The following is a 24,482-nucleotide window of genomic DNA, read 5'->3' on the forward strand; positions in this document are numbered from 1 at the left end:
CGCAGCACGTCGCGCCTCACGACGCCGTCTGTTCCCTCAGGTCAAAACGCATCGTCGGCGCGGCGCGCAGGCTTGACCAGATGCACGACGATGTCAGCATCGGTCTCGCGCCTGACACGTGAAATCTTCCAGACAATCGTGCCGTTCATATCGGGCAACTCGCCCATCCACGGCTGAACCTCCAGTTGGTCGAATCCCCAAAGCCGCAATGCGATGCTCAGCGTCCGCCCGTTATCGCGCGGCGTGTGTGAGATGTTCGTGCGAATCGGGTTCGTCGGCTTCGTCATAGGTATCGGGCACTCCCAGTGATTGCGTGATCGAGATTGTGGGAGGCCCTTGAGACAAATGCTGTCCGCATTCTCGTAGCGATTCGCAATCGTATCGGGACACGAATTGTCCCGACCGGTTTTTAAATTTCGCTCGGGCCTTCGACGGCGGACGTATCGATCCGATCCACACGCTTCGCTACAATCCCCGAAACGTGTCGCTACGTGAAGCGATCAATAGAGACACGTTTTGTCCATGCGAGCACCTACGGTGCCGCCTCGTCGTTCGAAGGAACGAAGACGTAACAGGCGAGAAAAAGAAAATAAATCAGTCTATGAACTTCAAGCGCTTTCAAAACACTATTGTTTCCACGTATCGGATCACGATGGCATCGATTCTTCTGCTGATCGTTGTCGGCGTGATGTCGTATCTGTTTTTGATGGGCATTACGCCGTCAACCGCAACTGGTCGGCGCCTATCGTACTTTTTCGGACACAGGAAAAAGTGCTGGCGTATCAGCCTCAGTTATCGGCGCTAGAAGTGGCCTTGCTGAAGAATCGTGTAGATTTCGTGACGGCAACCGAGAAGCACCGCGTCATTACTCAGCAGATGGCCGACGCGCGAGCACTCATCGAACGATTCGATGCGGCGGCCCACAGCGAGTCGCATGCTCTCGCGTTGACGGAAGCCGACATGCGGTCCGCACTCGGCCGCAAGTACATCGACTCGATGCAAACGGAAAAGGCCGCCGCCGATGTGAAGCCCATGCTCGCATCAGTCGATTCTGATCTCGCCGCCGGCATCGGCCGCCTCGGTCAATCGGATTCGAATCCGTCGCTCAAGCGCAAGTCGTGGTCGGCTTGTCGAAGAGCCTGTCCCGCCATCTTCAGGGCATGTCAGCGACGCGGGCTGCGCAGCTGGAGTGTGGGTTGTGCAGCCGTACGCTGAATGTCGATCGCTTCGTCATATACGGGGCTGCCGTCGGTCGACAGACAGGTTGCGATCCAGCAGGTAGCGGATCTGAAGGCCTGCTGATTCCTGGAGCGCTACAGGTGCTCTGGCCGGCCATGTGCATTTACGGTCTGGCGTCGGGGTGGCTCGCCGAGCATTTGTTGCAAGACATGCAGCTCTATTTCGGGGTTTGGGTCGTTATCGGCTTGCTCTACAACCTGTACGCGCGCTGGCACAACCCGGAGCAGCAGGTGAACCCGTTGCTTGTCGGCGCTTTGGGGATGTGGTTCATTGCGGATTCGTTCGTGATCACGCTCGTTGCGCTTTGTACTTTCGATGTCGGTGAATGGGGAGCGCCTGGGACTTCAGCGAAGAAGGGGGATGAAGGAAGGTCTGACGCCATTGCGTATGTATCAGATCTGCGTGGCACCAAACGTTTGCGATGACACGCTCTATGGCCGTCGCGAATTCCAGTACTCATCGTATTGCGATACGCAGATTAACCGCCCGCACTAAAGTTCCCCCCAAACATGCCGATAACATGCCTGTATGACTTTCTGCGAGGCCGCGTGCTGAACGGCGTGCGGTCCGGGCATATCGCTTGAATATTCTTGTGTCAGGCAGGTCGCCCGATGCGGATTCATCCGCCGCAAGCCGTTATTCCTTTTTTTTGCTTTACCGCGCATGACATGACGCGTCGTGCTTCGCCTTTCGATGGCATGGATCGTGGAGCATGTGTGCGTCGAGCGCGGCTTTCAACGAAACAAGAATGGCTAGAGTCCACCCTCCGTTGACAGAGATTCGCGTGGCGTCCGCGGGCGAGCATGCCGAGTTCGACATTCTCAGAAAGTTAGCTGATGGCCTGCCGGAGAGCTACGAGCTGTTTCATAGCGTCGACTGGACGCGCGCCGAGCCGCATCGCGACAGTCACGGCGAGTTCGACATCGTTGTCGTCAACAGCGCTGGCGACGTCGCGTTGCTTGAGGTGAAAGCGGGCGAAGTCGACATGACTGGCGACGGTCTGTTCAAGCAATATGGCTTGCAGCGAAAGGACGTCGGTCGGCAGGCGAGCTGGCAGTTCAGGTCGCTTCTGCAGCGTTTGAAAGCTGAGGGCATTGACGTGCGCCTGCTGCATTGCCTCGTTTTGCCACACTATCGAATTGGCGATCACGGGACGGTGAATTACCCGCGTGAACGTATCGCGGACGCGGAAGATTGCCGCGATATGACAGGATTCATCCAACGCCGGCTAGGCGCTGGGCGGCCCGATCCGAATAAAGAACGGGTGTGCGCCTTCATGCTCGACCGCATTCGCGTCCAGCCCGACATCTCGGCGCTGAGGGGCACGCTCCAGCGACGTGTCGACGAGATTTCCGGCGGGCTGGCGCGTTGGGTGCCTCGCATCAATGTGGTGAGCGGCGTCATCCACGTGCGGGCAACGGCCGGATCAGGCAAGACCCAACTCGCGCTCGCGTTGCTTCGACAGTCGCGTGTGGCGCTGAAAGCGGCTTCGTATGTATGCTTCAACCGCCCTTTGGCCGATCAGATGCGCGTGTTCGCGCCGTCAGACGTCGAGGTCAGCAGTTTCCATCAGCTGTGCTGGGAGGCTGCTGGACGACCGCGAGTTTCACAAGACTTCGAGGCACTTGCACAGCGCTATCTTGAGGAACAGCAGCGCGCCGTGCCTCATCTCGATGTGCTGGTGATCGACGAACTGCAGGACATGCAGGCGGCGTGGGTGCAGGCGCTGATCTCGCGCGTGCAGGAAAACGGCCGCATTTATCTGCTCGAGGATCCCGAGCAATGCGTCTACACGGATCGAGTGCAGATCGAAATCAGCGACGCCGTGATGATGACGGCCCGGGAGAATTACCGGAGCCCGCGCAAGATCGTGGAAACAATCAACCTGCTCCGCTTGACCGAAGAGCCGATCGCGCCCTGTGCGCCGATCGCCGGCGTGCCGCCGGAATTCACGGTCTACAGCCCCGCTGCTCGGAATGTTGCGCAAGCGACTTCTGACGCAGTTCGCCGATGCATCCAGTCCGGTTATGCACCGGACGACATCGTCGTGTTGTGCTGGCGCGGGCGGGGCCATTCTGCGCTACTGGCTGACGACATGCTGGCGGAATGGAAGCTGAGGAAGTTCACGGGCGAGTATGACGAGGCGGGACAGCCGATCTACTCTGACGGCGAGCTGATGATCGAGACGGTTCGACGCTTCAAGGGGCAATCAGCACCCGCAATCGTGCTCACTGAAGTCGACTTTGATCGCTCGGATGCGTTGTGGCCGCAACTGTTATTCGTTGGGTTGACCCGGGCGCGGATGCATGTAGAAGTCGTCATTTCGGACACTGCGGTGCGGGCGCTGGAGTCGCGCCTGACGGCCATGTGAATGGAGCGGGCGGCATCGTGCCATGTCATCTTGACGATCGTTTGTCGGATCGACACGCGGACCGCGACGCTTGGCACCGAGTGTTTGCGGGTTGTACACGCGTGTTTGAAGACACGATTCAATCTGAGTCACGCAAGTCACTGATCTGTCGAAAGATTTTCGTGAAGATCGCGAGAACCTGCGCGATTCGGACGATTACGCCTTCGTTCACGGTTTCACGTCCAGTTCGCCGACGTTTTTACCCTTACCCTCCCATCAGCGTCGTTCTGAACACCGGTAGCATCAAAAGTGCACCAGTTAGCTGCTCAAACATGGCCGGTGCATCCTGCGGGCAGAAGTCAACGGCACTACGCCCGCCTCTGCGCGTTAAATATTTGTTCTGGAATGCCGTTATCACAGCCGTTCCGTCACTTTTGATCTCATCCGTCGCCACGAAGTCGCGATTGCGCGCCGCCGCACGGGACGGCGTTTGTCCGGAGCGTACCGTATAGTCCGGATCGATAGCAGCATGGTCGCACACTAACAAAAACAGGATACAAAGCAATGTCGATTCATCACGAAGCAAATCAGATGCGCGAAGAACTTGAGCGCGATCGCAATACGACAGTTTCCGTTGCGTTGTTTGGTCAACCCGGCGCGGGCAAATCGTCGCTGATCAACAAGATCGTCGGCAAGCGAGTGGCAGAAGTCGGGGTGGAAACGGACAAGACTGTCGATGCCACGCCTTATGAGGTAAATGGCCTGCGCTTTGTGGATTTGCCGGGTTACGGCACATCGAGATTTCCGAAGGCCAGCTACTTCAGCGATTTCCAGCTCCAGAACTTCGATCTCTTTCTCTGCGTGACCAGCGGTAAGCTCCATCAGGCCGACACGGAACTGTTTCGCGAACTGCACAAGCAAGGTAAGGTGTGTATCTACGTGGTAAACAAGGTAGATGAATTGTGGGAGGAAGGCGTCGGGATAGAGGAACTTAAGGCGCGCAAGGAAAGGGACATCAGCAAGAACCTTGAGGTCCCAGTAAAAACCATTTTCACGAGCTGTCGCACTTCCGAAGGTCTCGATCAATTAAACACTGAGATCAAGAACAACCTCGACGGCGCCAAACGTGAGCGATGGCTGCGCGATGCCAAGGCCTATAGTGCCAGGTTCCTTGAGGAGAAGAAGGAGGCATGCGAAAAATACGTCGTGACGGCAGCGGCAGCTTCGGCGGTCAACGCGATAAATCCGATTCCTGGCGCCGACATCGCAGTCGATCTTTCGATTCTCGTCGGGCTATTTGCGGGAATTCGCCAAGCCTACGGACTCGATGAAGCTGCGCTAGACAAGCTGAAGCAATCGGCTATTCCCGTAGTAGGCAGGCTTGCCAGCAACGTGGTCTCCTATGCCGCACGTGAAGGGCTGATGCAGTTGCTGAAGCGCTGCATCGGCAGAGAGGCGCTCAAACAGTTCTCGAAGTACGTGCCATTTGTGGGGCAGGGCGTAGCGGCGACACTCGGCTATGTCATCACGAGCAATGTGGGTAGCATGTATCTTGACGACTGTCATGAACTTGCAAAGCAGATCATCGAAAACAAGCTTGTGATTTGACCCATGCTGAAGGCTATCCTGCCGGCGGCGATCGCTAGCCTGTTAGAACGGCGCAGACCCGTAGTGTCTCCGGATTCCATTCTCAGATTCAACATTAAGCGTCTCGGTAAGGAACTGGCTCGCGTGCCCGGTCGGAAGGTCGCCATCTTCGGTCAGCCGGGCGCGGGCAAATCCTCGCTTCTGAAAAACATGACCGATGCGCAAGTGAGGCCCCTGCCGTGCATCGGCTCTCAAACCGACGCGACCGACTGGTCCACGGATCCGGCGTGCGAACTGCTCAGCTTTCACGAGCGCGAAGTGTACGTCGACGCACCGGGTCACGATACGCTGAACCACCCGGTCAATGCCTTCGCGCCGAACTTCCCGTTCGCAGCATTCGATGCGTTCGTATTCGTCATTAGCGGGAAGCTGCATGATGCCGACTGCCTGATGTTTCAGCGTGCAATGGAGTCGCGCAAATCGATGTGCATTGCCCGATCGTTCGCGGAATCACTGACAGTGGAAGAGGCTGTCGCGGTCGAGCGCGATTTGCGGCGCAAGCTGGCCGCTCCCGCGAAATTGAAGTTCGTGTTTTTCAGCAACCGTACGCGGGAGGGTGTGAAGCATGTGCAAAGGTTCGCGAAGGGAGAGTGAAAGAGCCGCAAGCCGGCCCTCAGGATACGGCTCATCTGGCTTGTTACATTGGTCACTGTCGTGGCCGGAGGCGCCACGCGCATCACGCACATCGAGGCTCGAGACGAACCATTAGCAGTTAACTCACATGGTTGCCCGTGAAGTGGGCTTACCATTTCTCGCTTAAAAGCTAACGACAGATATGCACGAAAAGAACATTGAAACGCTTCGGGAAGAGGCTACGCGATTGCTCCAGTACGGTAGCGAGCTGCTGGAGAGAATGACACTGAACCCAGGCATCGTGGCGGAGCCGAAGCGCGACGAGCCGCAGATCTTTGATCTCGAATCGACGCGCATTCGCATCGGCGAGATGCATAGCGAGCAGTGCAAGGTTGAACAGCTCGAAATGGTGCTTGCCGTTGTTGGCACCATGAAGGCCGGCAAATCAACGACGATCAATGCGATCGTGGGCGCGGAAGTGCTGCCGAACCGCAATCGCCCGATGACCGCGCTGCCGACGCTGATCCGTCACACGCCTGGCAAGATCGTACCGGTCCTGAAGCTTGACCGCACAGAGCCAATCAATGCGTTGATGCGCACGCTTGCGGAAGCGGCTGCGCGTCCCGAGCATAGCGAAATCATTCGAGGACTGCAGGACGACAAGGACATGGTGGCCCTGCTGCAGCTCGTGAAGAGCGGCGGCGAGTTCCAGCAGTGCTACGAAGGCGCAGACGAGATCTTTCGTTTCCTCAAAGGCCTGAACGATCTGGTTCGTCTTGCTGGCGAAATGGGCGTCGACTTCCCGTTCGACAGCTACAGCCACATCGAAGCGATTCCCGTGATCGAGGTGGAATTCGGCCACTTGCGCGGCAGGTCGGACTTTCAGGGGCGTCTCGCGCTGCTCGATACCCCGGGACCGAACGAGGCGGGTCAACCCCATCTTCGCAAGATGCTACGCGAGCAGTTGCGTAACGCATCGGCGATTCTCGCGGTGCTCGACTTCACGCAGCTCAAGTCTGACGCCGACGCTGAACTGCGCAAGGAACTGGTGGATATCGGTGGCGCGCGCACCTATGCGCTCGTGAACAAGTTCGACCAGCGAGACCGCAACGGCGACGATGCGGACGACGTGCGTGCGCTCGTCGCCGGCAAGCTGCTGCCAGAGGTGGTACGCCCGGATGACGTTTTCCCGGTTTCGTCGAAGCGCGGCTATCTGGCGAACCGGGCGCGGACCGTGCTGGCCGCCCAGGGGCACCTGCCTGACCCGAAGACCGAGGGCTGGGTCGAAGACTTCGCCACTGAGGCCATGGGCAGCAGTTGGGACGAAGACGACCTGGACGATTCCGAAAAGGTCGAGAGCGCCGCCGGGAAGCTCTGGAAGAAGTCGAATTTCCAGACGTTACTCACGGACGTGATCGAATACGCGCACGCACGTGCGGCGGCGCTTGCGATCGACTCGGCTGCGCAGAAGCTCATCAAGCTCACTGGCGACGCGTCGAACTTTCTCGACATTCGCAAAACCGGCCTTGCGCAGGACGCACAGAAGCTGCACGCGCAGATCAACGCCATTGTCGAGGACATCCGTAAGATTGGCGAGCTGGAACAGACGGCTCAGAAGGCGACGGAGAATGCATTGGCCGATATGGCAGGCACGGTCGACGAGCGATTCTCGAGGAGCCAGAAGGACGTCGAGGCCGTTGTGGATCTGTACTTCCAGCAAGGCAAGATGGCCGAACTGGAAGCGGCGATCGAGCAGCAGAAGCCGCGATCGCGCAAGGTCATCAAGAAGTCATTGCGCTCTGGCGAGTCGGCGCCGTGGTTGAGCGGCATCCTCGCATCGTTCGCGAAGGCGGTCGGGGAGGCGTTCAATCCCGGCGGAGATACCGACTTCAATCCGAACATGGAGACGATTCAGTTCGATGACGCGAGCAAGGCGACGGAACTGATGGATACCATCCGCTCGCGGGTGGAAGAAGTCATGGCGCATGCGGAAAGCGACATGCAGCACGATCTGATGCAACTGATCGAGGACTTCAGGAAGCGCTTTAGCGACCACGTCGAGGCGCCAGCTCACCGGATTATCGGCGACCTGAACCAACGCCTCGGCGAAGACGGTTTCACGGTGAAGCTGGTCATCCCGATGATCGCGCTCGACACCATCGAGTTTTCGAGTGGTGAGATGCTGGCCGATGCGATTCAGCACAAGACGCGCACGGTCACGCGCCAGCGCCGCCAATCGGGTACATGGGGCAAGGTCTGCAGCTGGTTCAATACCAACGATTGGGGCTGGGAAGACTATAGCGTTTCGGTCGAATACTCGGAGATCCATCTTGGCACGGTGAAGGAGATGGTCGCCAGACGAATCGGCGAGAGCTTCGATGGTCTCGCAGAACGCATCCACGCATCGGTCAAGGAGCCAGTCAACCTGGCGACGGGCGAGTTCTTCGCCGTGTTCAAGGGCGAAGTCCAGAAGATTCGCGGCACGCTGATGCAAAGCGAGCGCGACCAGCAGCGTGACAAGGCCGAGAAGGACCGGTTGATCGAGGAGCTGGTTGTCTTGATGCAGAATGTGCCGGCCGCGCGCGAGGACAGCGAGGAGCTGCGTCGCGAGACGCAGCACTGGCTGTCCGATGAGGTGGAAGAGCAGGCATGAGCAGAGCGCCCATCGATATCGAGTCGGCGGTCTGCAAGACGCTGACTTGCCTTCCTGAGAAGCTGGTGGTCGACTTCGCCAATTGCGTCGCCGAGTCCACAGGACGGCTGGCCGGGCAGACTGGTCGCAACGGTTTCTTCACGCGCTGCTGGGAGGGCTTCACGGGCCGCAGCGCCGAGCGCCAATGGCGCCTGAACCAGAATTTCGCGGAAGGTCTCGACGTCACGCTGCAATGGTTGACGGAGCTGACGGAATCCGTCGCGCACAGCAATCTCGCGATTGGTCGCGTGCACGACACGGTCAACCGCATGATGCTCGAGCTCGCGGATGTGGCGGATTGCTCGGCGAATGTCAGGGATGAACTGCGGATGAGCACGTCGCGTCTGGAGAAGCGACTCGATGCGCTCGCCAGCGAACTCGCACGCGTGGACTTCATTCAGCGCGTGCAGTTGAATCTGGATCAGGTGTTCAACCGCTGGCGCGCGGGTCGCTTTGCAGGTCTCTCACCGGCCGGCCGGGCCTATGCGGCGCTCGAATGTCTGTGGTGGGGCACATTTGGCGACTACTGCCGCTATCAGAACGGGCCGCAACGCCATGCGTTTGTCGAAGACGCGATGAACCGCGTGACCGCTCAGCTGGCTGAAGATGCCCGATGCGGGACGCACGACCGGGTCGATTCGTCATGGTGGCTCACGTCGGGCAGCGCGCCTGAGCAACTCGAAGGTGCGGCGGCACTCTCCTACCTCGGGGACACGCTGGACCCGGCGCGCTGTCCGGTCGCGTTCGCCATCGCTCATACGCCTGACCGCCTGCCGCTCGAAATGCCGTTGCGCGCGACCCCAAGGCGCATCGGCGATGCGTTGGTACGCGAACTCTTTGGAGAGCCTGCACGTGGATAAACTCAAGGTAGGTCTGGTGCTCTCGGGGGGCGGTGCCAAGGGCGCTTATCAGGTTGGCGTCATGCGCGCGCTGGCGGAACTCGGCGCGCAGGTCGACATGGTCGCGGGCGCGAGTATCGGCGCGCTCAATGGTGCGATCGTGGCGTCTGCCGTTACCCCGCAGAAGGCGCATGCGCATCTGGCCCAGCTATGGGACCGGCTTGCGCAGGCTTCGCCGGTGGAGTTTCAGGCGTTCGGCTATCTGACGATGCTGTCCTCGGCGGGTGTCGCGCTGGCGCCTACGCACGCGCTCGACCGCGTGCTCAAGGCGGCGCGGCTCGCCGCCGCAGCGCTCGACGTCGATCTGGCAAAGTCGCTCGACAGGCTGGAAAACAGCCTCGCCAGCGATGCACCTCTCAAGGCGCTGATGGACGAGTATCTCGATCCGGCGGCGCTGAAGGCCGGCTTGCCACTATATGTCTCGCTGTTCCGGTCGCAGTCCCCCTTCGACGATCTGCTTCGCATCGCTGCCGCCGAAGCCGGAGTTATGGACACACCCGAGTCCGCCTACGTGCACGTGCAAAGCTTGCCGGCAACCGAGCAAAAGGCAGCGTTGCTTGCGTCCGCCGCGATTCCGGTGATCTACGCGGCGAAAACGATCGACGGCAAGCGCTATTCCGATGGTGGCATCGGAGGTTGGCGCACGATGCAGGGCAATACGCCTGCGGGTGCGCTACTCGATGCGGGCTGCAACATGCTGATCGTCGTGCATCTGTCCGACGACTCGCCGTGGTCGCGCCGCGATTTCCCGCAGGCGACCGTGCTGGAAATCCGCCCGCAGCGCGCAATCGCGCGCGACCCTAGCTTGCTCGACCATCGCGATCTGCTCGGCTTCGACTCAACGCGGATTCCCTCGTGGATCGCGCAGGGCTACGAGGACACGCTTGCGTGCGCTCAGCGCATCATGCGGCCCGATGCGGCCAGGCGTGCGCTGCGCGAGTCGGAAAAAATATTGGAAGCGAAGCAGGCCCAAAGTATTTCGAATGAAGCGCGCCTCGCTGATGCAATGGCACGCTTGCGTCGCGACTTGTGAACGAAGACCTGTTAGACAGAAAACCTGTGTGGGTGCTCTGTCGAGGCGGGATATGTGCGCCGCAGGGGTGGCCTGCATGGTGGCGTACCGGATTGAACACGCGAACCTTATGAACCAGCAGCAATTTCTGAATGACATCGAGGTCAACGCATTTGTCGAATGGCTGGCTGGTTTTGCCGATCGACTGTTGGTGGATCTGAATATCAACAGATCGGCACGCGTGCCGACTGCCGTTGTCAGGCACGTGCAGGGTTTCGATAGCCTGACCGATACGTATGTATGGCGCGCGAACTGGGAGGACGACGACGGCACCCAGGTGGACTCGTTGTGCTGGGATAGTACGGCGCAGAGCCTTGCGCGTCTCGGCAAGAAATTGCGTACGGCGCTGGAAAGTCAATCTGCCGACGCCGTTATGACAGCATGTGAGGCTATTTTCCGCTGGGGCGGCGAGCGCAATTCCGGTCGAGGCGCGCGCCCCTTCCTTAACGTAAAGCATGCCAACGGGCAACTGGTCGACTACCTCGTCGCTGCACGTGAAGCGTTTAGCCTGAAGCGAGGAAGACTTGATCAGCTTCACGTGATCGAGCTGGTGAACTCCATGTTGACCAAAATCTACGCATTGGCATCGGGCGACGGGCTGCCCATTTATGACTCACGCGTCGCCGCTGCAATCGCATCGCTAGTCGAGGTATATCGTATCGAGACGCACCGCGATTGGCAGCAGGTGCCAGGCAAGCTCTTGTTCCCGACGATGGCCGCGGAATCTCGCCGGATGTTAATTGGTCTGCACCCGGACGCACTCATCTCTACCGGCACAGTGATGCGCTACCAGGATGCCGATATGTCAGCACGCTGGGCATCGGCAAAGCTACGGCTTGGCTGGATCATTGAAGACGTGCTCAGACGAGCGCCGAACTTGCTGAGTTCCCAGCCGCATTCACGGCACCACGCCTTCGAAGCATCCCTTTTTATGATCGGTTACGACGTGCGATGCCTCACCCCCAATCTATAGCGAATAGCACGTGCGACACTGCGAACGATGTTGTGGTTAGCGCGAGCGGCGTTATTGGGACAAATTTTGTCCGTTTGTCATTTCAGAATATGTACTCTCTGAAGCGATTCGACTTCCAGGAATGTGCATGACCGAACTCGATACCCGTACACCGGACATCTATCTTCCGTACTTCACGGCTGTGGATCCTGCGCTGAGCAGATCGTCGGGAGGTCGCGATCCCCTTGGCCTGTTGCCGGTATGGAGCGCGTTCGGACGCCGGCTCGTGCCTAATCTGGCGTCGCCTGTCGCACAGGTCACCGGCATCAAGGCCGTGGTCCTGATTCAATGGCTTGCGGATCAGGACAGCATGCAAAGGCTGTTGGAACGCGAGGGCGCGCGTCGACGTTTCTTCCGGCTCATGGAAGGGCTGCTCGAGTACTGGTTATACCGGCAAGACGGTGCAGCCCACTGCTTCGGCAGCAACGCGCTGGCCGCCGCAGAAGAGAATTTCTACGTGACGGCGGCGTCGGCCAAGACCGTTGCGAACGGGCTCTATCAGTACTACCGCGGCAGTTGCCGGCGCGCCCGGCTCGTCGATGATACCTGGACCGTTCAGGCCGACGTTGCTCGTCAATTGTGCAAGTGCTGGACGCAAAAGGCGACGGAGGAGTTGATCGAAGCGCTTGCCGGGCCTCTCAAATCCTCAGCCACGCGGCTCTTCCCCGGAAAACATCTCAATGGTGCGCTCAACAATGCGCTGACGCGTGTGTTCGATCCGAACACGCTTCGCGACACGCTGCAGAACTGTTTGTTCGGCGACACGGACCAGCAATCGCTGGCTCGTGATTTTCTCGCGCTACGGCAAGCGGACGAGACGGAAAAACTGACATTCGAGGGCCGCGTCAAAAGACTCGTGTCACCGTCGCTCGATCACGAGATTGACTGTGTCCTTCGATGCGAGCCGTTTCTCCTGGTCATGCAGGACGTGTTCGACTATATGCGTGGCTCACCTGGCAAGAGGCTGGAACTCATAGCAGGCGAATTGAGCCGATATCAGCCGGAGATGGGCAAGCGCGCCACCCGCTTCCTGCCACTTGGGGCCGAACAGGATTCCGCGCGGATGAAGCACATGCAGGTACTCGCGCGCCTTCTTGCCAACACTGAATCTGCAGCGGGCGCCGCGAACCATGCCGTACCGGTGGCGTTCTTGCGTGAGCTGGCCGCTTATCACGCGCGATGCATGAAAGAACGCGGGCGTGACCCGATGGTGGTGATCGAGGGCGATGTCGTATTGGTCACCGTCGCCGGCGATCGCAATGTGCAGGATGCGACGGCGCGGCTCGAAAAAGGACACCCGTGGATGAATGACTATTACATGAACACCGCGTCGAACCTCTACGGGCAGGTATTTTGAGTACCACCATGAAAATATCGAAACCCGGCATCGACCGGGCAATGCGCGCGACGCTAGAGGATATCCGGGACCGTTTCTCAGCCGATCATCCGCGCTATGTTCTGTTCACGACGTTCAATTTCGCGTCGCAGTTTTTCGAATCGAATGTCTTGCCGCTGCTGGTCGGAGACACGGTCGACGATCTGAAAGGCGCCTCGGAAACACGCTACGCGATCAACGCTGACCTCGAGACGCTCAGATGCCTCGTGGTGTGTGATCGCTCGACCTGTCCCGAACCAAAAGGCGACATGCGCTACGGTTTGCTGCCCGTCGGCCTTGCCGATGGCCGCTTTCATCCAAAGCTGATGTTGATGTTCGGTACGCTGAAGGACACGCAACAACCGGGCTTGTGGATGTCGGTCGGTAGCGGCAATCTGACGTTGTCCGGGTGGGGCGTCAATCGCGAGGTCGTCGGGATGACGCCAGTCACGTCTCGTCACGCGTCGGAACTGAATCTCCTGTTCGAGTGGCTTCGCGGCCAGGCAGCACTTCAGTTCGGATCGACATCAGAGGACAAGGAAGAGGGCGGCGTCCGCGAGATTCTGCGCGTATTGCACGAAGCCGTGCTTCGCGACGACAACCTTGTGCCGCATACGCGCGCTACACCGTCATTACATGTGTCGTTGCCGCAGAAGAGCGGGAGCGAATCGATGCTCGACGCGTTGAAGGGCGACGTAGCCTGGCATGCGGCGACGGTTGTTTCGCCTTATTGGAGCGCCGTGGATCAACTGGTCGAGGCGCTTGGCGTGAAGACATGCCGCTTCGTGCCATCGCTGACAGCCGATGGGAAGTACCGCTTCCCTGTGGATACCGTCAACCTGACGGACCGAACGTTCGCGGCGTTCGAGAAAGATAGCGAACGTTATACGCATGCAAAGGCGCTGCTGCTTGAGAACGGACAGGAGCGGGTACTGTGCATCGGCTCGGCGAATTTCACTCAGGCGGCGATGCTTTCTGCCGGGAATCAGACGCTGACGAATATCGAGGCGATGCTGCGCTACGAACTCGGCGCTGCGCCCGACCCCTGGAAAGCGCAACTGCGGTTGCTACCCGATCCTTCCTTTGCGTCGGTTGATGAGGATGATGAGGAGGACGGCGCGCCGCCGCTTCCGCCTTTCGATGCGACGGTACTATATGACTGGACGGCGGGTGAATTTCGCGCGCATTTGACCGTCACGGGTAGCGAGCCGGTCCGTGATCTCGTTCTTTCGATCGGTGCGTACAGTTGGACGATCGCTACTGCGGCCGCCGGCGAGACGTGCGTCATGCAACCCTGGGTTTACAAAGGCGCACAACCGGTGCGATCGTTCTCGGTCCACTACCGCCTCGCTCAAGATGAACCGGCGATGTTTCGCGGATTGATCACCCAGCTCAACGCCGGCGACGATCAACTCGGCTATCTGCCGCGTCCGCGCCTCAACCGGGTTCTCGAACTGCTGCGAAGCCTCAATCCACTTGCGACGACCGGCAAGACCCGCGAGCGCGTTCTTTCCGAGCTTGCAGATGGCACGGGCGATGGCGAGGAAGAGTCCGCCGATCCGACCTTCGACTTTTTCGGTCTTTTCCAGGCTACCTGGAAGCTGCAAGAGTACTACCAGACGAAAGCAGCGGCTGAGCGCGACCCTTACGACAAGCTCGCACCTTATGGTGCAGTGACGCTTTATCGCGCGATCACCGGGCAGGCGGCGATCACGCATGAAGAGAAGATCGGCCGGTATATCCAGCTGTCGGAAATGCGCGATGTTGTCGCGCGTCTGGACAAGACGACGAAGTTCAAATCGACTGAAACATTCCGCAGCGACATCGAGACCGAAATCAGCGTGCTTGGCGCCGAGATGACGCAGTTGCTCGGCGAGTCGCAATCGTTTCGATCGATGTTCGGCGAGGCGACCCCCGAACGCATCGAAGCATTCCTGAGCTGGTTCCATGAGGAGCTACAGCGGGAAGTGAGTCACCAGGCGGGAGGCAATCATGGTCGATAAGACGGACATCATTCAAGACGGGCTGACCGCTCAGGCCGTTCGTTCCTACATCGACTTCGACGGACATGACGCCACGCGCTCGACGCCAAGCGCGCAAGCCGTGCTTCAGAGCAAAGGGGTAGCCGCACTCTGGCATTTGCTGGAAACAAAATCCTTCGCGTATCTGGCTGATGAAGTCGGCATGGGCAAGACCCGGCAAGCAATGGGTGTCATCGCGACGCAATTCCTGCGCAATCCCGACTCACGCGTGGCGATTGTTTGTTCGAGCGCGACGCTGCAGCGTCAGTGGCAAAGCGAGTGGTCGGAATTTTTGCGAACCTGTTACCGGTTGCTCGATGACCGGTTGCTCGACACAGTCAATGCCCGTCAAGTCGAGGATCTGCATCTTCACCATAGCCTGCGCGATTTCGTCCGTTCGCTGAGTCTTGGCGATGCACGCATTCATTTGCTGCGCTATTCGTCGTTTAGTCGCCCGCTGACTTTCAAGGGCAAAGACGCGGCCTCGATACTGGACGAATACCGGTCGCTGGTCGGCGTGTCGTCACTGGCCGATCTCGAAGACGACGAACGCGCGCTGTGCACGACGCGCGGAACGTTGTCAGAGACGCAGAAGGGCGAGCTCACGCACGCATTGAGCGCGGCATACTGCAAGCGTATCGCGGCGCTGATGACGAATGGTTCGAGCCTTGACGCGCACGATGAGCCCATTCCCAATCACCCGCTTGATCTGGTCATTTTCGACGAAGCACAGTATCTGCGTCATACGACCAATTTCCAGAATCGGCATATCGCCGGCATTTTTCGCCGGAATGTCAAACGCTGGTTGTTCATGAGTGCGACTCCGCTGCACTCGAGAGCGAGTGACATTCGCAGTCTCGATACCTATCTTTGCCGCCAACCTGCGCACAAGATTGGCGAAAATCGCATTCTGGAGATTCCGCGTGATTGCGGAGACTGCCAGTATCAGACATCGTGCAGCCGCATGACCTGGCAATTGCGCGCGCAGCCCGAAGGCGTGAGAGATGTGGTGCCGCTGCTGCCGGACTTCATGGTCCGCCGGACACGCACTTATGCGGACAGGCACAACAGGCACTACGGAAAAATCCAGTACCGCAAGTACGAGCGCGTTCGCTATGCGGGGTCGAATGATCCGTTCCTCTCGCTCACGATGGCGCTCGTGCAGAAACGCCTCGTCGGTGTGCTCGCGGGAAAGGGAAACAGATTCCGTCTTGGCGAGTGCGCTTCGTTTGAATCGTTGTCGACTTCTGTCGGGCGTCTGCTGGGGCGCAAAAAGGCGCACGTTGCCGAACCGGCCGTCGAGCGTGAATACGAGGCTGTGCGCGACGCGAAGCAAGGCACGAAGGAGGAGCCGGGCGTATCGGTGGATCGCACCGCCATCGACGAACTCAATCGTAGCTTCGTCGACGCGATGAATGTGCCGGATGTGCGCCTTGGGACCACGCAGCACACGACCTCGCTGCCGCACGCGAAACTGAATCGTGCCGCTGATGCGTTGTTTGCACACAGCCTCGCGAACGGCAGTTATCAGAAGACACTCGTTTTCGTGCGCCGTATCGACACCGTCGAAGAAATCCGCGATCTGCTGAACGTGAAGTTCCAGCGACAGCTCGATCAGCGAATCGAGACATGGCGATGCATCCTGATGCAACCTGCCTTGGGTGCAAACGGCAAAACGCCATGGGTCAAGGATGCGTTCTGGGAAACGGGCGCAGCGGGCGCGATGGATGACGCCGACGAAGAGGTGATCGGAGCGGAGAGAAAGGCCGACGAAGAGGCGGAGCGTGAAAGCATGAAGGAGTCCGGCAGCGACGAACCTTCGGGCGCCGAATCGCACCGCACGGCCTATCGCGACGCGCTCGATCTTCCCTATTTCGAGGCGTTGAAACGGGCGGCAAAAGGCGGGCGTCACGGGATGCTGGTGTCGTTCGGCTCGCGTTTGCTCAGTACGAAGGACGCGTCGCGCAATCCGCTGCGAGGGTTCCTTCTGAAACGGCCAGAACCTTCTGAAGAACTCGTCAGCGAGGCGAACGAGAAGCACTGGAAGAACAATGCCGCACGTTGGCTGCGCTTTCTACAGATCGTTCTGGGTCGCGAGCGGGTCGACGAACTGTCCGCTGATCCGGCTCGCGGCTGGCTGTTCAACGGGGCCGCGGATCATCGGGACGATGCCTGGAAGCTGGCGGCATTGCAGCTCTGCGTGCTGCAATCGATCAGGCAGACCGATTTCCTCGTCGATCTGTTCATTCTCCATACGCACTTGAACCGCACGCCGGATGGCGCGACCGAGTTGCCCGAGAAGCTGATGTGGCTGCTCGAATGCGATCGGCAAAGCACGGAAGGTCACGGGCTATCCGCCTACATCGATAACTGGAAAGAAATGTTTCGTCGCTGGATCGAGCATTTCGATCTGATCGTCGACAAATGCCTGCGTAGCGGCGCAGCGGTCAGCTGGGAGGAGATTTACCGCGAGCGCGTGCATCTTGCGTTTCGCCAGATGTCGCCCGTGATTGGGCGTTCGAGCCGGCTGCGCAATCAGAACGCGGTGACGCAGTTCAAGTTTCCGACGCATCCGAACGTGCTGATCTGTACGGACGTGCTGAAAGAGGGCGTCGACATGCATCTCTTCTGCGACAACGTCGTGCACTATGGCGTCGCGTGGACCTCGGGCGATCTGGAACAGCGCATCGGGCGGATCGACCGGTTGGGCAGTCTGATTGGACGACGGATCGAGCGCTTTGAACGCATCGAAGGCGAATCGCTAACCGAACTGCCGCGTCTGGGTGTGGCTTTTCCGTATCTAGACGGGACGCTCGATCACTTCCAGGTCGAGCGCGTGATTCGCGCCAAGATTGTCAGCGATCTGCGCATGGACCTTGGCAAACGGAAGGATGAGATTGGCGAACTGGATCTCTCGACGTTCGACGATGACGAGTCGATTCAGGTTGCGGCGAAGGGCAATTCACCGCACACCGACGGGGTGTTCTTTCCTGTCTCAGCGCTGGCACTGGTTGCGGAAAATGCAGCGCCTGCCGCGATCACATTGCCCGACGGCATTCGCCGCAAGGGCAGCGACGAACGGGTGCCTGCGACGCAAACGGTCGATAGTGCGTCCGAAGCGGCGGCATATCTGCCGGCGTTCAACTGTCTCCGCGTGACGCGCATCGTGCCGACAGGACCGGGCGCGACCCGTCTGACGCGACGCATGCTGGACATGGCGGTGGGTGTACTCCGTCTATCCCGGTCCGCTCCGAAAGATGCGTCCATTGTCTGCACGGAGGAGATTCTTGTGCCGGGCGCCTGCTCAACCGGGCGCTCACTGAGCGTCGCGCTGGCTGAGGGCGATCAGACGTCGGTCGGGCATGTCGACCTGGAGGGCTTTGCGTTCGATCAACGAACCAATACTGTCAGCCGCGAGATGGACATGTCATACGCGTTTGCCTCACGGGAGCACCTGAGCGGCAAGGTGATTCTGGAGTCGATCGGCGACGACTTCCTGCTGCTGCGCACGGCGGTCTGCTCGTTGGCCGCGGCACTCGCGACGGCGGATGGACGCAACTTGCAGCGCTGGCTCGCGGCGAAGAACAGTGGGCGACGTTGGGGCTATCTGATGGCGGATGCCGACACGGTGTGGTTCGCGGTCGTAGTCAGTGCCGCATCGGGCGATGACGCGCCCCTTCTGACGCGGCTCTCGCAGGAGATGGGGCGAATCGCGCTCTACTACCGGTCCACGGTTAAGCATCCCGGCGAACATGCAGTACGCGAATATCGTGCCCGCACTGCATTTCCGGCGCTTGCTTCCGTTAGTCAAGCGTACGGCGGCGATGCGGATCTGCGCGTTTCACGCCTTCTAAAAACCCTTGCAGAAGGAAACATATCAAGCATGAAAAACGTTGATCTTCAGGCATGCGGCAACTTGCTTGCTGGTGTTCAGGGATGGTTTGGTGACGTTTTCGATGAAGTATTGGCTGCACTTTACGAAGGAGAGGAGGACAGTTCGGAGCGTCCCTTGCAGAAGATGCCGCTGGCCCTTCTGGATGGCGGGATCTTGCATCTGCGCGCGGCAGGCAAGGAACATTTTCGTATTCAGGCGTACTTGGATCTGAATGGTGCAATTTGCAGTGAGCACGTCATATCCGGCCCGAAAGTGGTCTGGGAGTTGGTAGCAAGCACGACCACGCGAGGCAAGAAGCCGGAGTTGCAACTCTCGACGTTCGAGCAGCTTCCGCACGCATTGCCGCAGGTGTGGGAAGGCGAGGCTGCAAATGGAGCGGCCGCGTTTGCGTCTACCGACGAGAAGTACCGCTTCGTGGTGCTCTATCACCATCCAGCAGCGTGGGAGACTGCACGTGCTGATCTGCTCGAAGCATGGAAAGCTGTGAAGAAGAAGATGCAGGAGCTGTCAACCTTTCAGCGTAAAGGTTGTCGGGACACGCTGATTCAGGCAGTCGAACCGGAGACGGTACCATAACGGCGGGTGACTGCGGCCTGGTGCCGCAGCCCTGCGCGTACCCCGGTCGAGCGCAAAAGACACCTGGCCGTTCCGCGTTGATCGTGAAGGTCCAGATTTCGACAGGGCATCATTTTGTCTATGGGACGACGCAGCGCGGCATGTCCCAGACCGAGCGAGAGTGCGCATATCTCAGAGCACCGCGGCGCGCATAGACTACTGCACCGGCGTATAAATGGAAGTCCGAAGGGCACTTGCGACCAGCCGTTCGCCTGGCAGCGCGCCGGACGCCTCAGAAGGCTCGCGAGTACCCGTGCGCTAGCAGTGAACGCTAACGTTTGCCGAAGCCCAACTGCGAATGTCGGCAAAGCGACTCATAGCAACCTGACGGAGCGCTACTTGAAGGTCAGGCACGGCCGATCAGCGGGCATAGCGGGCGGTGCGGGAAAGGGCGGGTGTGGCAGGTCGAGTGCGGCCGCTTGACATAAAAACCGCTGGTGTCGACGGCGATGCGTGTCTTGCCGGATCAAGCGCGCTTACGCACCGGCGCGACTGGCGATCACGCGGCGCGACGCGTGGCGATGTGACGGGCCGGTCGGCGCGAATCGCACCTTCACGCGATGCGGTTGGCTGGCGACGACCGGGTGGCTGTAATGCGAATGCGCCGAGGCGTGGTACAGCCAAGGTACGGCTACGGGGGTTTCATCGCCGTTCACCCAGTTGCGGATCGTGGCCAGATCAGCGGAGCGGGCACTGGATGAACGTGCGCCAAGCAGCGCAATGATCACCGGGCCTCTCGGCATCGCGACGTCGACCACGATGCAGCGACCCGCCTCGCGCGTGTATCCGGTTTTTGCGAGCTGAACGTCCCAATCCGTCCAGCGGACAACCGGATCCGTGTTGCGATAGAAACGGGTCCGGCTGCCAATTGTCTGTTCGTACGCTGTCAGCGTGGTAAATGAACTGATCATCGGATAGTGCGACGCTTCGATTGCCAGTTTGACAGCATCGCGAGCGGTCGAGACATTGTTCGGCGAAAGTCCCGTCGGATCCTCGAAATGCGTGTCGGACATGTTTAGCCTGTGCGCTTTCAGATTCATCTGCTCGATGAACGCCGATTGGCCCCCGGGGAACGAGCGTGACAGGGCGGACGCCGCACGGTTTTCGGACGACATCAGCGCAAGCCGAAGCATCGCCTCGCGTTCGAGCGACGTACCGACAGGTATCCGGGAACCCGAGTGCTTGATCCGGTCGATGTCAGCCTCGTCAATGGTCAGGGTATCTCCCATCTCCTGTGCCTTGTCGAGTACGACCATCGCGGTCATCAGTTTGGTCAGCGACGCGATGGGTCGGAGATCGTCAGCATTCTTTTCCAGTAAGACTTCGCCACGCGTGACGTCGTACACGATCACGCTAGGGGAGTGGAGCGACGGGGTGCCAGCACGCGCGCATAGAGACGTGGCCGCAAGCAGCAGTGCGCAGATCAATTTCTTCATGTCATTCTCACTTCGGAACTGCGAACCGCAATTCGGAGGCAGGGCCACTCCATGCGCAAGATCGTCTTCCTACAATATAAATGTAGTCGCTTGAATCAGGATCGGGTGTGGGAAGGCGAACAGAATTTTTAGGGCCGTCGGACGCGATTCTCCGAAGCCCGCAGCGATGGTCAGAAGAGGGAAGGCAGTTCAGCGGGAGCGATGTCGGGCGGCGCTTTTCTGAGCCGCTGCGCGGGGAGGCACTCTTCCGTGTGCTCAGGTCGATAAAAGGTGAGGATTTCCAGGAGTCGCGCCGGCTCTAACCTCGAGATCGGGGCGAGTCGGGATGCTCGCGATGCGATATATCGAACAGCCTTTCCATCATTGCTTTTTCCCGCGGCCTGGAAGGCAACAGGGACCGCGCTATCGAATCCACCTGTCGCAGCCGGCGTCCGCCCAGCACAAGAAGGTGAACTTGTCAGTCAGTGTGCTGCCGCGCGAGTGGACTCCCGGCGAAAGGGTCGTCGCGCCAGTCGATCGTCTTTCGCTGGCAATCCTGCATCGGTGACGCCGATAGCGTCTCAAAATGCTCGAGTCTTTGTCCTGCGCTAATCGCCTGCTTCAACCACTGGGGCATTTCCCCGTCGCCTGTCCAGGTATCCCCCGTCGCATTTTGATACCGGGCTGGTTTCTGCGTTACCTGATCGCCCGCTATTGCTGAAGCTGTCGGCGCTTTCCAGCAGAAGATTAAAGCAGCAGTTATCTCGTCAGGCCGCGTATTTAAGGTCGCGGTTCGGCGCCGGGGCTGAGTGAGGCCGGGTGCGAGCGATCCGGCTATATCGGCTTTCGTATCGTCGCGATCGTCGTCGCTCATCCCTTAGTCGTGCCTTAACCAAAAGCCGACGAAGCATCCGAATTGTTCGTTCGGCGTCTGAGCCTCTCTCAATTGTAGCGTGCCACTATCGACGTGCGTCTTACTTGCTGGCATAGTTCGGCCACTACTACATACAGAAAGAGGAAAGAATGGCTACGCTCGAAAACGTGCAGGCGAAAATCGCCAGGTTGCAGGCCCAGGCCACAGCGCTTGCCGCGAAGCAGTCGTCCAGCGTCATCGCAAAGATTCGTGACCTCATGGAAAAGCATGGCTTGACCATTGCCGACATCGAAGCACATACCGGCGGTAAAAAGCGTGGCCGCAAGCCAGGCGCCAACACGGTTGCCAGGCCAGCAGCATTGGCAAAGTACCGTCATCCGAAGACGGGGGCCACCTGGACGGGGCACGGCCGCGCGCCGGCCTGGATCGCGAGCGCACGTGACCGGACGAAGTTCCTGATCGACGGCAGCGCTGCACAACCGGCCATTGCTGCAAAGAAACCAGCAATGGCGGGCAACTATGTGAAGGGCCCCCAGGCGCCGAAATACCGCGACCCAAGGAGTGGGGCGACATGGAGTGGCCGCGGCCCGGCACCGGCATGGTTGGCTGGCGCCAAAGATCGTTCGAAGTTTCTGATTGTCGCCGCGGCAGAGGGCGCCTCGGGCTCGAAGGCCGTTTCGCCCAGTAAGGCAACCGCGAAGAAAGCCGCGACGAAAAAGGTGACGGGAAAAACGGTCGCCGCGAAGAAAGTCAAGGCAGTACCAACCCCGGCACCGGCGAAGAAGGCAGCCGTCAGGAAAACTGCGGCGAAAGAAGCGGTGGCGAGGAAGGCACCTGCGAAGCGGGCGCCGCAGAACCCGGTAGCAGCTGCACCAGCCAGCGATAGCGCCTCGGCGCCCGTCGCCGCCTGATTGACGCGGCCTGATTGTCGGTGGGGTGACTGGCCATGAGCAGGACTTGTCCGTCCTGCTCGAACCGGCGCACCGTAATGCCACACAATGCACGGACTCCTGACACGCCGAACCAAAAAATTTGACCCGCGCAAGGCGGGGCGGGGCACCTGTCAGGACGATGCGCGCGCCGTTTAGACTGGCTTGATATTGGCGGCCTGCTTGCCCTTTGGACCCATCTTCACGTCGAAGCTTACTTTCTGATTTTCCTGCAATGACTTGAAGCCTTCCGTCTTGATTTCGGAGAAGTGGGCAAACAGGTCTTCGCCGCCTTCGTCCGGCGTGATGAAACCGAAGCCCTTCGCATCATTAAACCATTTCACTGTACCAGTTGCCATTTTTGAACCTGTAGACGTTGAAAGTCGCATTCGCGACGGCAGTACCGCAGAGCGACCGCCCGCGACAGAAGAATTTGTACCACGCCGGAATGATACCTGCCAATCGGCACGTCCACGGACGGCACCTGGTCCACTTTTCCTTGGTCCGGATCGGGTTCAGGGCCGACAGTGGCTGCGTCGCTGTTGCGCAATCCTGAGGCACCGTGATAACGGTTCCCTGTCGCCGCGGAGACTGATTCGATTGGAGCACGGCAGCCGGTTCTGAAGCGTCGCAGACCATCGACACGCCACAGATTCTCTCCGGGCGATATGCAAAGGTCGGACTTCGGCCGCGCCTGGGCACAGTCCGTTAGCCGGCGATGGTTTTGTGCAGACACGGCCTGGCAGTGAAGCAGAGACAATCATGTCCAGTCGGCCTGCGCGACGTTGGAAGGCGGACAGGGACTGCTTTAGCGCAGCGCTTGCAAACGGCGTTGGCAGCGCACGTCATCTCCACCGCGTCGATAGCTCTGCATGGCCTTCGCGCGGTCTGGGATCACGTTGTTGTCATCTGCTCCCCACACCCCTCCCAGAAAAGTCCGAGATTGTGCGCCGAGGCCTTGTGCCGCCGGTCAACGGCTTGCTCGTAGAGCAAGCGCGCGCGGCTCACGTCTAGCTGTATGCCTCGTCCGAGCCGCGCGCTATCGGCAAGCGCGGCGGCCGCCATGCCGCGCAAACGACCTTCCGCGGTTTCATCGTTCATTACGTCCCCAAGAATCGCGTTACCTCTCTCGAGGTCTGCCTCACCGCCTGTTGGCGTAACCAGGGAAATGGCCATTGCGACTCGCCAGGCTGGATGGCGATTCACGCCAATGCGCTCCAGTAACCGGCGGCCCAGACAGGGCGCATCGTTTAACGTGCTCGTGAGAAGTGCATTGGCGATTGCGGCGAGCTGGATGCGAACGGGGAACGCGGCGGCATCAAGGAGAGTGTTCGGTGGACAGAGAGCTATGAGCGCGTCGCCGAACAGGCGGCGACGTTGCCAGCGACCCGCCTGGTCTATGTGGCGGATCGGGAAGGCGACATCGTTGCGCTGATGGAGCGCGCTCATGAGCTCGGCCATCCTGCTGACTGGTTAATACGTTGTCAGCACAACCGCAGCCTTGGGGCTGGGGCCAAGTTGTGGGATATGGTAGACGCCAGTCAGGTGCTGGGGGAGATCGCCTTCATCCTGCCGGGACGAGCTGGTCAGAAGGCGCGGGAGGTCAGGCAGGAGTTACGTGCCCAACGCGTGAAGCTACCGGGTCAGAAAGGACTGGCTATCACCTGCATTGTGGCCCAGGAGGTCGGTGCTCCGGCTGGCGTTACGCCTGTCGTGTGGCGACTGCTGACCAACCGGGAAGCGCAAGATCTTGATGCCGTGATCGAACTGATCGATTGGTATCGAGCCCGGTGGGAGATAGAAATGTTTTTCAATGTCCTGAAGAACGGATGCAAGGTAGAAGCCCTGCAGTTATCCCATATAGACCATTTCAT

19 protein-coding genes and 2 pseudogenes are annotated in these 24,482 nt (G+C 59.6%); 15 read left to right on the forward strand and 6 right to left on the reverse strand.

The window, feature by feature from the left end; translation table 11 throughout:
- Positions 1–41: 41 nt before the first annotated feature.
- Positions 42–287: a hypothetical protein gene (locus tag C2L64_RS46320; RefSeq protein WP_244212316.1), complete on the reverse strand. Its 246-nt coding sequence runs from the start codon at positions 285–287 to the stop codon at positions 42–44.
- A gap of 235 nt (positions 288–522) precedes the next feature.
- Here C2L64_RS46320 and C2L64_RS53785 point away from each other — a divergent pair, with 235 nt between their 5' ends.
- The 4 genes and pseudogenes from C2L64_RS53785 (at position 523) to C2L64_RS46340 (ending at position 3,610) form a co-directional block, all read left to right on the forward strand.
- Positions 523–1,215 carry a hypothetical protein gene (locus C2L64_RS53785; protein WP_158660609.1) on the forward strand — a complete coding sequence of 231 codons (693 nt, stop codon included), beginning with the start codon at positions 523–525 and terminating at the stop codon, positions 1,213–1,215.
- Positions 1,197–1,664 (forward strand): hypothetical protein, encoded by a 468-nt coding sequence (locus C2L64_RS46335; protein WP_158660610.1) that lies wholly within the window; start codon positions 1,197–1,199, stop codon positions 1,662–1,664. Before C2L64_RS53785 ends, C2L64_RS46335 begins: the two co-directional genes overlap by 19 nt.
- A 323-nt stretch (positions 1,665–1,987) precedes the next feature.
- Positions 1,988–2,302, forward strand: a pseudogene (locus C2L64_RS55350) (NERD domain-containing protein); the annotation flags it as partial.
- A gap of 36 nt (positions 2,303–2,338) precedes the next feature.
- Positions 2,339–3,610: an AAA family ATPase gene (locus C2L64_RS46340; RefSeq protein WP_244212324.1), complete on the forward strand. Its 1,272-nt coding sequence runs from the start codon at positions 2,339–2,341 to the stop codon at positions 3,608–3,610.
- A 244-nt stretch (positions 3,611–3,854) separates the two neighbouring features.
- On the opposite strand, the gene C2L64_RS46345 is transcribed toward C2L64_RS46340, so the two are convergent.
- On the reverse strand, positions 3,855–4,154 hold the full coding sequence (locus C2L64_RS46345) for a hypothetical protein (RefSeq protein ID WP_103154056.1): 300 nt from the start codon (positions 4,152–4,154) through the stop codon (positions 3,855–3,857).
- Between C2L64_RS46345 and C2L64_RS46350 the strand changes: the two genes are divergently transcribed.
- The 7 genes from C2L64_RS46350 (at position 4,154) to C2L64_RS46380 (ending at position 12,841) form a co-directional block, all read left to right on the forward strand.
- Positions 4,154–5,197, forward strand: coding sequence for a GTPase family protein (locus C2L64_RS46350; protein WP_103154057.1), 1,044 nt, complete (start codon positions 4,154–4,156; stop codon positions 5,195–5,197). The two genes, C2L64_RS46345 and C2L64_RS46350, sit on opposite strands and share 1 nt — an antisense overlap.
- Positions 5,198–5,260: 63 nt before the next feature.
- Positions 5,261–5,830, forward strand: coding sequence for a GTPase (locus tag C2L64_RS46355; RefSeq protein ID WP_158660611.1), 570 nt, complete (start codon positions 5,261–5,263; stop codon positions 5,828–5,830).
- Positions 5,831–6,089: 259 nt separating this feature from the next.
- Positions 6,090–8,462 carry a dynamin family protein gene (locus C2L64_RS46360; protein WP_158660612.1) on the forward strand — a complete coding sequence of 791 codons (2,373 nt, stop codon included), beginning with the start codon at positions 6,090–6,092 and terminating at the stop codon, positions 8,460–8,462.
- Positions 8,459–9,361, forward strand: a complete 903-nt coding sequence (locus tag C2L64_RS46365; RefSeq protein ID WP_103154060.1) for a diguanylate cyclase regulator RdcB family protein — start codon at positions 8,459–8,461, stop codon at positions 9,359–9,361. The genes C2L64_RS46360 and C2L64_RS46365 overlap by 4 nt, the downstream gene beginning before the upstream one ends.
- Positions 9,354–10,433: a patatin-like phospholipase family protein gene (locus C2L64_RS46370; RefSeq protein WP_103154061.1), complete on the forward strand. Its 1,080-nt coding sequence runs from the start codon at positions 9,354–9,356 to the stop codon at positions 10,431–10,433. The genes C2L64_RS46365 and C2L64_RS46370 overlap by 8 nt, the downstream gene beginning before the upstream one ends.
- A 109-nt stretch (positions 10,434–10,542) precedes the next feature.
- Positions 10,543–11,445: a hypothetical protein gene (locus tag C2L64_RS46375; RefSeq protein WP_158660613.1), complete on the forward strand. Its 903-nt coding sequence runs from the start codon at positions 10,543–10,545 to the stop codon at positions 11,443–11,445.
- A 313-nt stretch (positions 11,446–11,758) separates the two neighbouring features.
- Positions 11,759–12,841, forward strand: a complete 1,083-nt coding sequence (locus tag C2L64_RS46380; RefSeq protein ID WP_158660614.1) for a hypothetical protein — start codon at positions 11,759–11,761, stop codon at positions 12,839–12,841.
- A gap of 77 nt (positions 12,842–12,918) precedes the next feature.
- On the opposite strand, the gene C2L64_RS55355 is transcribed toward C2L64_RS46380, so the two are convergent.
- Positions 12,919–13,320 (reverse strand): hypothetical protein, encoded by a 402-nt coding sequence (locus tag C2L64_RS55355; protein WP_244212317.1) that lies wholly within the window; start codon positions 13,318–13,320, stop codon positions 12,919–12,921.
- Between the two features lie 210 nt (positions 13,321–13,530).
- On the opposite strand from C2L64_RS55355, the gene C2L64_RS46385 reads away from it, so the two are divergent.
- Together C2L64_RS46385 and C2L64_RS46390 are read left to right on the forward strand one after the other, a co-directional pair.
- Complete coding sequence (locus C2L64_RS46385) at positions 13,531–14,862, forward strand: phospholipase D-like domain-containing protein (protein ID WP_244212318.1); 1,332 nt, start codon at positions 13,531–13,533, stop codon at positions 14,860–14,862.
- The gene (locus C2L64_RS46390; protein ID WP_208648331.1) at positions 14,852–19,351 is read left to right on the forward strand and encodes a DEAD/DEAH box helicase; all 4,500 of its coding nucleotides are present in this window, start codon (positions 14,852–14,854) and stop codon (positions 19,349–19,351) included. The genes C2L64_RS46385 and C2L64_RS46390 overlap by 11 nt, the downstream gene beginning before the upstream one ends.
- A gap of 515 nt (positions 19,352–19,866) precedes the next feature.
- On the opposite strand, the gene C2L64_RS46395 is transcribed toward C2L64_RS46390, so the two are convergent.
- A complete protein-coding gene (locus tag C2L64_RS46395) occupies positions 19,867–20,826 on the reverse strand; it encodes a D-alanyl-D-alanine carboxypeptidase family protein (RefSeq protein ID WP_103154065.1) in 960 nt (319 codons plus the stop codon).
- A gap of 457 nt (positions 20,827–21,283) precedes the next feature.
- The gene (locus C2L64_RS46400) at positions 21,284–21,568 is read right to left on the reverse strand and encodes an H-NS family nucleoid-associated regulatory protein (protein ID WP_407671962.1); all 285 of its coding nucleotides are present in this window, start codon (positions 21,566–21,568) and stop codon (positions 21,284–21,286) included.
- A 260-nt stretch (positions 21,569–21,828) separates the two neighbouring features.
- Between C2L64_RS46400 and C2L64_RS46405 the strand changes: the two genes are divergently transcribed.
- Positions 21,829–22,590 (forward strand): H-NS histone family protein, encoded by a 762-nt coding sequence (locus tag C2L64_RS46405; RefSeq protein ID WP_103154066.1) that lies wholly within the window; start codon positions 21,829–21,831, stop codon positions 22,588–22,590.
- 173 nt (positions 22,591–22,763) lie between these two features.
- On the opposite strand, the gene C2L64_RS46410 is transcribed toward C2L64_RS46405, so the two are convergent.
- On the reverse strand, positions 22,764–22,967 hold the full coding sequence (locus C2L64_RS46410) for a cold-shock protein (RefSeq protein ID WP_035988139.1): 204 nt from the start codon (positions 22,965–22,967) through the stop codon (positions 22,764–22,766).
- A gap of 928 nt (positions 22,968–23,895) precedes the next feature.
- On the opposite strand from C2L64_RS46410, the pseudogene C2L64_RS46420 reads away from it, so the two are divergent.
- A pseudogene (locus C2L64_RS46420) lies at positions 23,896–24,474 on the forward strand (IS4 family transposase); the annotation flags it as partial.
- Positions 24,475–24,482: the final 8 nt, after the last annotated feature.

Origin of the sequence: Paraburkholderia hospita, assembly GCF_002902965.1 — a bacterium.
Lineage (GTDB): Bacteria > Pseudomonadota > Gammaproteobacteria > Burkholderiales > Burkholderiaceae > Paraburkholderia > Paraburkholderia hospita.